Genomic DNA, 13,236 nt, shown 5'->3' with positions numbered 1-13,236 from the left:
CGAATATTGCCGCTCATTATGCCATGTTGAAACCAGAAGACTATGATCTCGACGGCAGTTTTTGGCCGCAATCCACCGAGATTCAACCAAAAAGCCGACACCCACTGAGTGGATGCCGGCGAGGCTATCTCCAAAGATATAGATTAACCGACGCTCTGCTCCAAGGTATTGGTCTGCACCTTCACCTGTTGACCATCTTGCAGCGTCTCGGCGCCGCGAATCACTACCCGGTCGCTGTCGCTGAGCTCACCCTTGACGGCTATCCACTCCCCTTCGCCATCGCCCAGCTCTACGGCTACCTTAACCGCCTTGTTACTCTCGTCTACCTTGAACACGAAGGCACCGGCGGAGCGCAGCACCACGGCGTCCCGGGGCACTAAGGTAGTCAGCTGTTTAGGGGCAATCGGCAGCGCCAGGGAGACCAGCTCGCCGACGTTTAGCATATCCTGCGTCTCCAGCGGCAGATCGATGCGGGCCTCGAAGGTCTGGGAGCGCACGTCGGACACTGGGATCAGGCTGCGGATCTTGGCGGAAAACTCACCCAGGCTGTGATAGACCCGCAGTTCGTCTCCCACCCGCACCCGGCGGCTATGCTTGAGCGGTGCATGCAGGCGGATCTCCAGGTTGTCCGGGTCTGTGATGGCGACGATAGACTCGGCACGGCTGATATCTTCACCCGCCTGTCGTTGACGTGCGGTGATGATACCGGCAAAGGGCGCCTTCACCTGGGTACGGGCGATATCGTCGAGTATCATCTCGAGTTTAATCTGTGCCAGCTTGAGGTTGGCGGCGGCAAGGTCACGATCCGAGCGCGCCTTGTCCAACTCGGTTTCCGAGGCGTTCTTGTTGGCGATCAGCTTCTGCAGCCGCTTCAATTCTCGGTTCAGCCTAGATAGGCCCACCGTCTCATACTCTATCTGCGCCTCCTGCTGAGCCTTCTGTAGCTCCAGGCGAGTCTTCTCGATACGGGCAACCACCTCCCCCGCCTTCACCTGGGTGCCAGCCTCGATCACCCACTCGAGCTTACCCTCGATACCCGCCGTCAGCTCGGCATAGTTACGGGAATGGACTGAGCCTATCACCATTATCTTGGGCGACAGGGCACGGTTCTCAACCTGAACCACCTGCACCAGACGCTCGGGCGCCTCGCCCTGGGCCCAGCTCATGGGGCCGATTAGAGAGAGCGCCAGCACCGCGGCAATTAAGGATCTCATGACTTCACTCCTGTGGTGGATGCGAGGACGGGCTCATCGGCCATCCTGTTAGTAACTGGGCTCAGCCTATGGGTCAGGCGCAATAGACTGGGCATCAAAATAAGGGTAAACAAGGCGCTAAAGGTCATGCCTCCGACGATGACCGCCGCCAGGCCGCGATAGATCTCGCTACCGACCCCCGGCACCAGCATCAGGGGCAGCATGCCGAAGATCGACGTCAGGGTGCTCATATATACCGGACGGGCACGGGTCGCAACGGCCTGGGCGATGGCCTGATCGATATCCTGCGTCTCGCGATAACTCTGACGGGTCTGATCCACCAGCAAGATAGCATTATTGACCACCAGCCCCAGCAAGATGATGAAGCCTATCATGGTCAGCAGATCCAGGCTCTGGAAGCTAAACAAGTTTAGCAGTCGCAGGCTGACCACGCCGCCACAGATCGCCAGCGGCATAGAGAGCAAGACCAGCAGGCTGTCCTTGGTCGACTTGAACATGGCCGCCATCAGCAGGAAGAGGATCACCACCGCCAGGGCGAAGTTGGCGCCCATATCCTTGATGGTGCTGTCTAGCTTGTCGGCGCTGCCACGATACCCGAGCGAGCTGTTTTCCGGCAGGCTGGCTCTCAGGGCCGGCACCGCAGACTCGTTGAGCTTCTCCAGCGCCTCGTCCAATGACATATCCGCCGGCGGGAAGATCAACAGGCTGACACTGCGTTTGCCGTTGACTCGCTGCAACTGGGTCGGTCCTACGGTGCGCTTGAGGGTGGCCAGCTCACCTATGGTCTGAATGCCGGCGGCCTGAGTATAAACAGGAGTCGCCGACAACTGCTCGGGCACCTGCCACTTGGGTCCCTTTAGCAGCACATCCATGCGCTCGTTGCCGTCGAAATACTCACCCACAAACAAGCCAGAGGTATAGGCACGGATGGCATTGGCTATCTGTATCCGGTCGACACCGGCCTGGGCCAGACGGCGCTCGTTAGGGATCAGCTGCAGCTCCGGCTGTGCCATGGAGAGTCCTGGAATAGGCCGAACCACGGCGCCGGGCAGCGCCTCCTGAATGAGCCCCATTCCCTTGCTTGCGCTCTCCATCAGCGCCTCCATGTCGGGCCCCTGAAGGTCGATATTAATCGCCCGTCCGCCGTTAAAGCCGAACTGCAGCAGAGAGCCGCGGTTGGTAAAGGCCTGGGTATCGGGTAGCCCCACCAAGATCTCCTTGTTAAGCAGCTCTATCATGGCATCGGCCTGCGACGGATCCTCTGGGTAGACAAACAAGACGTTGAAGGCGCTGTACATGGAGAAGTTATATCCCTTGATGTAGGGCTGCTTCTCCTTGTCGTAGTGAGGCTTGAGACGCTCGATGATCACATCGCCCACCTCCTTTTCCAGCGTCTTTATGTTGGCACCCGGCGGCAGGGCAAAGAAGGCAAATATGCCATCCGAGCGCGCCTGGGGCAGGAAGTCGGGGCGGGGCATCAGCACGACCGTTAGCAAGGCGGCCCCCAGTATCAGGGTAAGACACCAGAAGCCAGCGCGTTTGGTATCGCCGGTGAGGCGCTGCACCGTCATAGATATCCACTGCCACAGGCGGCCGGTCTGCTGCGCATCCTCTCGTGAGGAGAGCTTGAGCCAGAGCAGGCTAAACACAGGGATCAGTGTGATGGCGCTGATAAAGGAGGAGACCACGGCCACCGACAGGGTGAGTGCCAGGTCAGAAAACAACTGGCCCTCCACACCCGGCATAAACAGGATAGGCAGGAAGATGGCTACCGTCGTGGCGGTCGAGGCCAGCAGGGCCCCCTTCACCTGATCTGTGCCCTTGGCGATGGCCTCGCGGACAGGTGTCCCCTGCTGCAGGATACGCACAATATTTTCCTGCACTATGATGGCTGCATCCAACACCAGCCCCACCGCAAAGGCGAGGCCCGCCAGGGAGATCACATTCAGGGTGCGGCCCATCATCTCCAGGAAGAAGAAGGCGATCAGCAGGGCAACGGGAATGGTCGAGGCGATCATCAGGGTCGCGCGGAAACTGCGCAGGAAGGCATAGAGGATCACCAGTGCCAGCACCACCCCGATCGCCAGGTTGCCCTTCACCAGCCAGATGGCACGCTTGATATGTACTGAGGCATCGAAGGAGAGATCCAACACCAGCCCCGCCTCCTTGAGCGGCCCCTGGTTAAGCTCGACAATTGCCTCGTTGACCCCATCGAGCACCTTCACCGTATTGGCGTCGAAGGTACCCTCGATGGTCATATAGTAGGCGGGATAACCGTTGCGCTTGGTAAAGCCCTGCACCTCTGAGGTGGAAACTGCCACATCTGCCAGCTCGTTGAGGTAGATGGGGCGCCCCTCGTTATAGGTGACGATGAGATTGCCCAGATTTTCCGGCGTGTACTGACCAATGAAACGCACCGTATATTGGCGACGCCCCACATTGGCGGTACCGCCCGAGATATCCGCCGCCCGCGAGAGAGTGCTGCGCAGCTGATCTAGGGTTATCCCCAACGCCGCGGCGCGGTAGGGGTCGAACTCGATATGTAGCTCTTTCGGCAGGCGGCTTTGCAGTCGCACCGAACCGACACCGGAGATCAGCCTCAACCGAGGCTCCACCACATCGTCGATCAGCTTCTGGTACTGGGCAAAATCGGTAGCCGGATTGCCCGGCGCCATGCGGATCAGCAGGGAGGCCAGATTCGGCGCACCGTTGCCGCCACCGACATTGATAAAGGGCTCGTTGGCATCCAGCGGCCTAGGTGGCGTCTGATTGAGGGCGTTGATCACATTGATCATTCCCGCCTGCATGTCGCTGCCCACCTCGAAGGTCAGTGTGATGCCGCCAAAGCCCTGGGAGATATTGGAGGTCATCTCCACCACACCTGGCACCTGACGCAACACATTCTCCTGTGGTTCGATGATGTTCGACTCCATCTCCTGGGGCGCCGCCGAGCGCCAATTGTTAAACACGGAGATCTGCGGGCGCTGAATGTCAGGCAGCAGCTGTATCGGCAACTTGCCTATGGCCAACACGCCAAAGATAGCGATGAGCAACAGAGCCACCAGGGTGCCGGCTGGATTTGAGGTACTTATCTTGGTGAGGTTCATCGATTGTCCCGTCCCTGGCTCATCGGGTGCGGCCTGGGTTAAGAGATTAAATTCTTGACCCTAAAGCCTAGAGACAAAGTGTTAACAAATCCGCCCGATTTGGTTAGCAAATGTAACAAGCGGACATTGTGGGAGCACTTCGCGTGATAAACGATAATTATTTGTATTTAAAAACATTAGGTTAAGTAAAGATGGTTGCAATTCACTGGGGGGTTAAACACAATGTGAAGGAATGACTTAATTAAAGGAAGTAACTATGCTGGCACAAACGATGATAGATCAGTTGAACGCGCAAATTAATGTGGAGTTCTTCTCCTCTAACCTCTACCTACAGATGAGCGCCTGGTGCGAAGACAAGGGCTTTGAGGGTGCCGCAAAATTTATGCGTGCTCACGCCGAAGAGGAGATGCAACACATGCATCGTCTGTTTACCTATGTGAGCGAGACAGGTGGCATGCCGCTGCTGGGGGCGATCGAAGCGCCTCAGTCACAGTTTGACTCTCTGCTGGCCCTGTTCGAATACACCTATGAACATGAGCAGATGATCACCAGTAAGATCAACGCCCTGGCTCACACAGCCTTTACCAACCAGGACTACTCGACCTTTAACTTCCTGCAGTGGTATGTGTCTGAGCAGCATGAAGAAGAGAAGTTGTTCAAGTCTATCGTCGATAAGATCCGTCTGGTAGGCGAAGATGGCAAGGCCCTCTTCTTCGTCGATAAGGATCTGGCACAGATGGCACTGGAAGAATCTGCCAGTGTGATGACGTCCGGCGAATAGACCAGATGCGGGGTTCCAGGCCCCGCCTTATTCCACCCGGGAGACCGGCTAACCTAAGTCAGGGTGGCCGGTTTCACCTTGACGATGCGACGCAACAAGGGCGCGAGTTCGTTCGAGGGCAAGGGTTTTGAGATCAAGTATCCCTGCACAAAATCACAGCCTAACCCCTGCAGGAAGCTGCGTTGGGGCTCGGTTTCCACCCCTTCGGCCACCAGGCGCATATCCAGACTCTGACCCATGTTGATGATCGCCTTGATCAGATTGGCATCCGCCCTGTCTTCCAGCATGTTGTCGACGAAGCTCTTATCTATCTTAATCACGGAAATCGGGAACTGCTTCAGGTAGCTGAGGGAGGAGTAGCCGGTGCCAAAATCATCCAGATAGATCTCGACCCCCAGGTGGCGAATCGCCGTCAACGCCTTGAGGGACAACTCGGTATCCGCCATCAAGATGGACTCGGTGATCTCTATGTGGACATATTGGGGCGCGACATCAAACTTCTGTAGTAAGCCGTTGAGCATGCAGGCGAACTGAGTAGGATCCCCGTGAGATAGCTGGCGGCTGGAGACATTAATCGCCATGTTGATCATCATCCCCTGACGATGCCAGTCGCTCAGATCCCGCAGCGCCTGCTGTATTACCCACTCCCCTATGGGTTCGATCAGCCCGGTTTCCTCGGCAATGGGGATAAACTCGTCGGGCGGCACCAGTCCCTTCTGGGGATGACGCCATCGCAACAGGGCCTCGAGAGCTAGCCCCTCGCCGCTACTGGTATCGACAATCGGCTGATAGTGCAGGCAGAACTCGTGTTGCAACACAGCGCTACGCAGCGACTGTTCCAGGGTGATGCGCGCCAGCATGTTGTTGTTCATGTCGGCAGAGAAATATCCGAAGCAGTTGCGACCATCCTGTTTCGCCTGATACATAGCGGTCTCTGCGTTGCGGGTCAGCACCTCGACGCTGGTACCGTTGCTAGGGTAGCAACTGATCCCCACACTGGCTGAGATCAGCAACTCGTTGCGATTGATGCCAAAAGGCGACGACAGGTGCTGCAATATCAGCTTGGCCCTCTGCTCTATCTCGCCCTGATGCTTGGTATGCCCCATGACCACCACGAACTCATCACCACTGAGGCGCGCCACAAAATCATGCTGTTCCAGCAAGGCTTCCAGCCTGGCGGCCGCCACCTGCAACAGCTCGTCACCCACCGCATGGCCATAGATATCGTTGATGTACTTAAACCTGTCCAGATCGATAAAGAGTACGGCCACAGAGCAGCATCTCTGCTCCGCCAGCTGCAACATCTGCGACAGGCGAGCGTTATAGAGCTGACGATTGGGCAAATTGGTCAGGGCATCATAGTTGGACTTATACCAGATATCCTGCTCGTACTTCTTACGGTTGCTGATATCCAGGAAGAGGCCGATATGTTGTACCACTCGCCCCTTGTCATCCTTCACCACGGTAATGGCCAGATATTCGGGATAGATCTGACCATTCTTACGCTTGTTCCAGATCTCCCCTTGCCACTTGCCGTACTGCTTGAGCGACTGCCACATCTGTTCATAGAAATGGTGCGGCTGCTGATGAGAGTTAAGGATTGCCGGGCTACGCCCCTTGACCTCCTCCAGGGTATAGCCGGTGATCTGGGTAAAGGCGGGGTTGACCGCCTCGATCAGGTTATCCTTGTCGGTAACCACTATCCCCTCGGTACAGTATTCGAATACCGCCGAAGCCAAAGAGAGTTCACGATTGGCCTTCTGACGCTCACTCAACATGGCATTGAGGGCCATAGCCATCTTGGCCACCTCGTCTCGCCCATCCACCGGCACCGACAGCTGCAGCTGGGTATTCTGGGCCATGCGTTGCATCAGGGAGGCGATGGTACCAATACGACTCACCAGGTTGTTGACGATGAGACGCCCTGTAACGATCAAAAATAGGAAGTTACACAGAGCCAACACTATGCCTAACACCAGATAGCCGAGCGCCTCACGTCCCTGCCGCTCCACCAGGGCGGCAATATTATCGGTCAGGATCAGGCTGGCCTGATTCATCTGCCCCAGCGCCTCACTCGCCAGTGCCCACCAGGCCTCGCTAGCCACGGCTGGGTGTTGATGCTGCAGCACAAACAAGGCGGCCAGCATGGGTCGATCCCCTAAGCCAGAACCATCTCCTTGCGGCAGGGGACCGGCATTACCCGACAGCCTATGCCGACGCTGGTCCTCCATCACCTGACGATATTGCGCCACGGCGCCGTCAATCTGATCTAAGGCCTGGCGCTGGGCCGAGGTCACATAGGGTAACCCCTGCGCCTGTCGCAACAGGGTCTGTATCGCCTGGCGATCCTCCTCGAACAGGAGAACATTATCCTCCCCACCCGAGAGCAAGTAGTCCTGATAATGATCGATCAGGCCGCCATATCCCAACTTTTCCCTGAGGCGATTAGCCAGCAGGATCAGATTCACCTGCCCCCTCACCCGCTCTCTCATCTGCAACAGCTCCTGGGTCGCCTCGTTGTCTAATGTCTCCTGAATGAGGGCGAGATCGGCCGGAGAGGTGGTAGAGAGCAACTCGTGAAAAGCATCGAGCAGATCGCCCTGCATCGAATACAGAGAGAGATAAGCCTGATGATCTAGGCTGTCGGCGGCCAACAGGCGATTCATCAGGTCACGGTCCTTGCCCGCCAACTCCTGCAGCTTGAGCATATGGATAAGGTCGTTGTAGCCCTTGGCGAGCAGGGTGTTTTGTACCTGAGACTGAATCTGCGAGATGAGCACCAATAGGTGCTGAGTAAACTCGCTATAGAAACTGAAACTCGTCCCCTCCTTGCGCCTATCGATATCCTGACGCACCTCATCGAGTCGCGCCGCCAAGGCATGAATGGTATCGACACTCTGTTGCAGGTTGACGCTGGGCCTGTCTATATCGTCAAGAGAGAGATGCAAGTTGGCGATGTTGGGGGCGTCGAGTAGCTCCTGAAACGCCTTATCCGTCTGGCGTCGCTGAGTTTGCAGGCGACGTTGAAAACGCTCTCCCTCGCTGGCGACAAAGCCTGCCGATAGGCCTCGCTCGTTCTGCAGGGCATAGATGAGCTTCTGAGTCTGTTCGGTGATCACCACGCCGAGGGCATTGCGCTGCGCCGTATGCTGGCGTTCGACAAGATCGAACATACGCATGCTACCGAAGATCAGCAGCAACAACATGGGGATAGTCGCCAGTAAGATCAATTTCTGGCTCAGACTATACCGATTCAGCATAGACGACATCTAAAGCGCTCCTTGCTTGATAATCACAAAAACAGACGCTAAGAAAATAAGGTCTGAGAGTAGTAACATAGCCTATCCCTCGACGTCACACCTATTTCACTAAAGTCTAATCTAGGTCACGAAATTAGCCTTTCCATGACTAACAATCAGGTAAGCCTTTATTTTTAATTAACATTTAAACTAACTAAAAAATTTTCGCTGAAGAGATACGGCATGAAAATACCGCGACAGACAGGGAGGCAGAGCAAAGAAAAGGCCGAATAGATCGGCCTTATACCGCTTTTATAGTAAACAAAGTATCAAATTTAGACTCTTTGTTTAGCTTTGATTAACTTACTTTTTCGAGCAAGGACTTTCGATAGCAGACGATATCTTCGATGGTCAGGACTGGCATCTTATGCTGCTCACCGAAGGCGATGATCTCGGGTAGACGCGCCATGGTACCGTCAACATTGGTCACTTCGCACAACACACCCACAGGCTTAAGCCCCGCCAGCTTCATCAGATCTATGGTGCCCTCGGTATGACCACGACGGGTCAGCACGCCGCCGGGTTGTGCCCGCAGCGGATAGACATGGCCGGGACGGGCCAGGTCGCTCGGCTTAGCGTCATCGGCGATGGCCGCCTTGATGGTGGTCACGCGGTCGGCGGCCGACACACCTGTGGTCACACCTACCTTGGCTTCGATACTCACGGTAAAGGCTGTGCCGTACTGACTGGAGTTGTCTTCCACCATAGGGGGGAGTTCCAGCTGTTTCACGCGCTCGTCGGTGAGGCAGAGACAGACGATACCACTGCATTCGCGGATCAGCAGCGCCATCTGCGCCTGGGTCAGGTGCTCTGCGCTATAGATAAGATCCCCTTCGTTTTCGCGATCTTCATCGTCGACCACCAGCACACCTTGCCCGGCTCTAAGCGCGGTAAGGGCGGCTTCGACTCGAGTAATGGCATCGCCAAAGGGAGAAAGTAGAGACTGATTCATGGTTAAATCCTTAGTAATACTAATAAAATGGTTTTTCCAGAATCAGGGCATGCAGAAAATGACGCGCCTTGGATTCTCTTTTAAAAAGGAATCCCGGCTCGCCGAATAAGAGGTGTGCAGGCGCAAGAAAAGCCGAGGGCTAGCCTCATCTTCTCGCGGTCACGCTATCTTATATTCTCTTTCATCCGGACTTAGTGCACTAGGTGCTCATTACCGTCGGCTCTGGAATAGATGGCTTGGCGCGCATTTCACCAGATCTGCTGACCCTAGCTGCAATCTAATATCTAGACAGATGCAAATAGGCGCTCGCGGGCTGACATCCCAATAGGATGATTACCGCCGGTGGGGAGTCTCACCCCGCCCTGAGAATGTACTCTCCTTTGATGGAAAGCGCCGCTATGTTGCGCCTAAATCCATCAAAGTACAAGCGCTAGGGGTGACAAATATAAGCTAGATCACCTAAGCTCTTGCTCCAGCAACCGCTCACTTTCGTTTCAGAATAAGGTCACTCCAATGTCAGGGATCAAGCCCCCGATCGCGCGCAAGCAATCTCACCCGCTGAGGCATCATGGCATCGAACGGATCGATGACTACTACTGGTTGAGAGACGATGAGCGTCAGTCGCCCGAGGTGCTTGCCCATCTGCAGGCAGAGAATGCCTACCATAAGGCCTGCTTTGCCCCCTTCGAGCCTCTGCAACAGACACTGTTTCAGGAGCTAATTGGCCGTGTGGACAGGGATGAGTCGAGTGTCCCCTATCGCTGGCATGGGCATTGGTACTATAAGCGCTACCGGGGAGACGACGAGTACCCCCTGTTTGGCCGTAAGCGAGAGTTAGAGGGCGAGGAACAGCTGCTGCTCGATGCCAACCAGCGCGCCCATGGCAAGGAGTTTTATAGCCTGGGCAGTCTGAGCCTCAGTCCAGATGAGACCCTACTGGCCATCAGCGAAGACACCCTGAGTCGCCGCATCTATACCATCAGTATCAAACGACTCGACCAAGAGAATTGGCTCGAGGACAGCCTAACCGACACTGATGGCGAAATCGTCTGGGCCAACGATAATCGACACCTCTTCTATATCGCCAAGGATCCCCAGACATTATTGGGTAACCGCGTCTTTTGCCACCGATTAGGCGACCCCCAAGCCAATGACCGTCTGGTTTATCAGGAACCGGACGACAGCTTCTACCTGTCGATCGGCAAGAGCCTGGATGAGTCGCGCATCCTGCTCACCCACGAGAGCACGCTCACTAGCGAGGTGTCGATTCTAGATGCCAACCGGCCTGAGACATACTTTAAGCCGCTGCTACCGCGGGAGGCGGGGCACGAATACTCAGTAGCTAAACGGGGCGAGGAATATTACATAATCACCAACTGGCAGGCGGTGAACTTCCGCCTGATGAAGGCCACAGAGTCGAGCTTTGCCGATAAACGCAGCTGGCAGGAGATCATCCCCGCAGATGAGTCGTGCCGCCTGGAAGACCTGCTGGTGTTAAAAGACTATCTGGTGGTGCAATATCGCGAGCAGGGACTGAGCCAGATCCGTATTATGCCCCTCAACGGCGCCCCGGCCTATGAACTCGACTTCGACGATGCCGCCTACGTGGTAGGTCTGGATGTTAACCCGACTCAAGACAGCCATCATCTGCGCATCTACTACGCCAGCCCATCGACGCCCGAGTCCATCTACCAGGTGGATCTCACCCAGGCCAATTCGAGACGCCTGCTGAAACAGGAGCGCGTGCTCGGCGGCTTCGATAGCCAACACTACCAGACCGAGCGACTCTTCATCGACGCCAGAGATGGCGCCAAGGTGCCCGTGACTCTGGTGTATCGCAAGGACAAGTTCCGCCAGGACGGCAGCAACCCCTTATATCAATATGGCTATGGCGCCTACGGCTACACCATAGAGCCCGATTTCGACAGCGCGATCCTCAGCCTACTGGATCGCGGCGTCGTCTACGCCGTCGCCCACATTCGGGGAGGCGAGATGCTGGGACGCCCCTGGTACGACGCCGGTCGACTGATGCACAAACAGAACAGTTTCAACGATTTTATCGACGTCACCCTGGCCCTGGTGAAGCTAGGTTACTGCGCCCGGGATAAGGTGGTTGCCAGCGGCGGCAGCGCAGGCGGCCTCTTGATGGGGGCTATGATCAATCAGGCGCCGCAGCATTATCTCGCCGTTGCGGCCCACGTACCCTTCGTCGATGTGGTCACCACCATGCTCGACGAATCGCTGCCGCTAACCACCAACGAATATGACGAATGGGGCAACCCGAATCAGGCCTATGCCTACCGCTATATGTTGAGCTATTCGCCATACGACAACGTCAGCCGTCAGGCCTATCCACACCTGCTGATCACCACTGGCCTACACGACTCTCAGGTGCAGTATTTCGAGCCCGCCAAGTGGGTGGCAAAGCTCAGAGAGTACAAACAAGACGAACATCTGCTGCTGTTTCATATCGACATGGAGGCGGGTCACGGCGGCAAGAGCGGCCGCTACCGCCACTATGAGGACACGGCCGAAGAGTATGCCTTCTTCCTCGGTCTGTTGGGGCTCACCTAAGATGACGCAAGAAGCGATGAACATAGGGCCTTGGAGCCTCTACATGATCCGCTGTGCCAACGGTCACCTCTATACGGGGATCACCACAGATATCGATCGCCGCTTCAAGGAGCATAGCGACAACGGCCCCAAGACAGCCAAGTACCTCAGGGGCAAGGGACCGCTCACCCTGGTCTATCGAGAGCGGGTTGGCAGCCGCTCAGATGCCCTGAAGCGGGAGATCGCCGTGAAAAGGCTCACAAAAGCGCAAAAAGTTGCCCTAATACACTTTGATGCAAATAGCGAAAGCCCCTAGGAAAAGCCAGTGAAAGCAGCCGCAAATCATAGGCTAAGGCCAAAACAAACCAGAGCGACTCGGCACAACAAGATGTAAACCCAAGATTTACCTCGAGTTAAACGCCTTTACTTACCCATAACAAACCACTATCTTAGGCGGGCGCGTTTATGTGGAAAGACTATGAACTTACAACGACAAGCAAAGGCGATGGGAATGCCTGCGCAAGACAGTTACCAGGGACGCGGCTTTATAGGGTTACTCTTGATTCTGCTCTGTCTACACCTCTTGGTGTTAGACACCGCGAACAACCTATCCCTCTTCAGATTCTTTAACGGCATTGCAGCCTATGCTCCTGCCGATCTCCTCCTGCTGATCACAGATCTCGGCGATGGCATCACCCTAGGGGTGATCACCCTCTGCTGCCTAGTGAAACGCCCAGAGCTGCTGTTAAGAGTGATCATCGCCAGCGTGCTGTCGCTGATCTTGGTGCCCCTGCTTAAGCAGACCTTCGACGCTCCGCGCCCGGCCGTGCTGTTGGAAACGCTGAACATAGTTGGCGAGATCCGCCTGAAACACAGTTTCCCCTCCGGCCATACCGCAACTGCCTTCCTGTTTGCCGGCACCCTCTTCTTCGCCTTTAGGCAGACACAAATAAAATGTCTGGCAATCGCTTTCGCCAGCCTGGTAGGCCTGTCTCGCATAGTCGTCGGCGCGCACTGGCCACAGGATGTGATCATGGGGGCCTTCGTCGGCCTCTTCTGCGCCTACGCCGCGGCCCATTGCCCCCTAGTTAAACTGTCACAGTTCCACAAGGCACTGATCATGGCCTTCCTCTGGTGTGTGTTGGTGGTGAGCGAGCTGGATAAGAGTTTCGACAAAGATCTCATCTGGCCGGTTCTGCTACTCAGATGGGGCCTGCTAGCCACGGCGGCCTTTTTGATTTGGCGCGAATATGGCGCCATGCACAGGGTAAGACGTTGGCTGGCATTTCAAGGCTAACGGCCCAAAGCGGTAAGACTTTTCACGGACATT

8 protein-coding genes and 1 riboswitch are annotated in these 13,236 nt (G+C 56.0%); of the genes, 4 read left to right on the top strand and 4 right to left on the bottom strand.

What is annotated here, in order from left to right; translation table 11 throughout:
- Positions 1 to 143: 143 nt before the first annotated feature.
- Both GNT65_RS09595 and GNT65_RS09590 read right to left on the bottom strand, forming a co-directional pair.
- Positions 144 to 1,214 carry an efflux RND transporter periplasmic adaptor subunit gene (locus tag GNT65_RS09595; RefSeq protein ID WP_160795633.1) on the bottom strand — a complete coding sequence of 357 codons (1,071 nt, stop codon included), beginning with the start codon at positions 1,212 to 1,214 and terminating at the stop codon, positions 144 to 146.
- Entirely contained in the window at positions 1,211 to 4,321 is a 3,111-nt protein-coding gene (locus GNT65_RS09590; RefSeq protein ID WP_160795631.1) for an efflux RND transporter permease subunit, read from the bottom strand. Before GNT65_RS09590 ends, GNT65_RS09595 begins: the two co-directional genes overlap by 4 nt.
- Positions 4,322 to 4,577: 256 nt before the next feature.
- On the opposite strand from GNT65_RS09590, the gene ftnA reads away from it, so the two are divergent.
- Positions 4,578 to 5,102, top strand: coding sequence for a non-heme ferritin (gene ftnA / locus GNT65_RS09585; RefSeq protein ID WP_160795629.1), 525 nt, complete (start codon positions 4,578 to 4,580; stop codon positions 5,100 to 5,102).
- A gap of 53 nt (positions 5,103 to 5,155) precedes the next feature.
- Here ftnA and GNT65_RS09580 read toward each other — a convergent pair whose 3' ends face one another.
- Both GNT65_RS09580 and ribB read right to left on the bottom strand, forming a co-directional pair.
- Positions 5,156 to 8,371: an EAL domain-containing protein gene (locus GNT65_RS09580; protein ID WP_160795627.1), complete on the bottom strand. Its 3,216-nt coding sequence runs from the start codon at positions 8,369 to 8,371 to the stop codon at positions 5,156 to 5,158.
- Between the two features lie 328 nt (positions 8,372 to 8,699).
- The gene (ribB, locus tag GNT65_RS09575) at positions 8,700 to 9,353 is read right to left on the bottom strand and encodes a 3,4-dihydroxy-2-butanone-4-phosphate synthase (protein WP_160795625.1); all 654 of its coding nucleotides are present in this window, start codon (positions 9,351 to 9,353) and stop codon (positions 8,700 to 8,702) included.
- A gap of 169 nt (positions 9,354 to 9,522) precedes the next feature.
- Positions 9,523 to 9,727, bottom strand: a riboswitch (FMN riboswitch).
- Between the two features lie 139 nt (positions 9,728 to 9,866).
- On the opposite strand from ribB, the gene GNT65_RS09570 reads away from it, so the two are divergent.
- The 3 genes from GNT65_RS09570 (at position 9,867) to GNT65_RS09560 (ending at position 13,203) form a co-directional block, all read left to right on the top strand.
- Positions 9,867 to 11,927: a S9 family peptidase gene (locus GNT65_RS09570; RefSeq protein ID WP_160795623.1), complete on the top strand. Its 2,061-nt coding sequence runs from the start codon at positions 9,867 to 9,869 to the stop codon at positions 11,925 to 11,927.
- Positions 11,872 to 12,222, top strand: a complete 351-nt coding sequence (locus tag GNT65_RS09565) for a GIY-YIG nuclease family protein (protein WP_244952145.1) — start codon at positions 11,872 to 11,874, stop codon at positions 12,220 to 12,222. Before GNT65_RS09570 ends, GNT65_RS09565 begins: the two co-directional genes overlap by 56 nt.
- A 162-nt stretch (positions 12,223 to 12,384) precedes the next feature.
- Positions 12,385 to 13,203 (top strand): phosphatase PAP2 family protein, encoded by an 819-nt coding sequence (locus GNT65_RS09560; protein ID WP_160795619.1) that lies wholly within the window; start codon positions 12,385 to 12,387, stop codon positions 13,201 to 13,203.
- Positions 13,204 to 13,236 lie beyond the last annotated feature (33 nt).

The organism is Shewanella insulae (assembly GCF_009831655.1).
GTDB lineage: Bacteria > Pseudomonadota > Gammaproteobacteria > Enterobacterales > Shewanellaceae > Shewanella > Shewanella insulae.
The sequence above is the reverse complement of the archived record's forward strand: the minus strand, read 5'-3'. Positions and strand labels throughout refer to the sequence as shown.

Excerpts from the sequence above, each read along its gene's own strand:
- GNT65_RS09595 (WP_160795633.1), bottom strand. The coding sequence starts at position 1,214 with ATGAGATCCTTAATTGCCGCGGTGCTGGCGCTCTCTCTAATCGGCCCC.
- GNT65_RS09590 (WP_160795631.1), bottom strand. The coding sequence starts at position 4,321 with ATGAACCTCACCAAGATAAGTACCTCAAATCCAGCCGGCACCCTGGTG.
- ftnA (WP_160795629.1), top strand. The coding sequence starts at position 4,578 with ATGCTGGCACAAACGATGATAGATCAGTTGAACGCGCAAATTAATGTG.
- GNT65_RS09580 (WP_160795627.1), bottom strand. The coding sequence starts at position 8,371 with ATGTCGTCTATGCTGAATCGGTATAGTCTGAGCCAGAAATTGATCTTA.
- ribB (WP_160795625.1), bottom strand. The coding sequence starts at position 9,353 with ATGAATCAGTCTCTACTTTCTCCCTTTGGCGATGCCATTACTCGAGTC.
- GNT65_RS09570 (WP_160795623.1), top strand. The coding sequence starts at position 9,867 with ATGTCAGGGATCAAGCCCCCGATCGCGCGCAAGCAATCTCACCCGCTG.
- GNT65_RS09565 (WP_244952145.1), top strand. The coding sequence starts at position 11,872 with ATGAGGACACGGCCGAAGAGTATGCCTTCTTCCTCGGTCTGTTGGGGC.
- GNT65_RS09560 (WP_160795619.1), top strand. The coding sequence starts at position 12,385 with ATGAACTTACAACGACAAGCAAAGGCGATGGGAATGCCTGCGCAAGAC.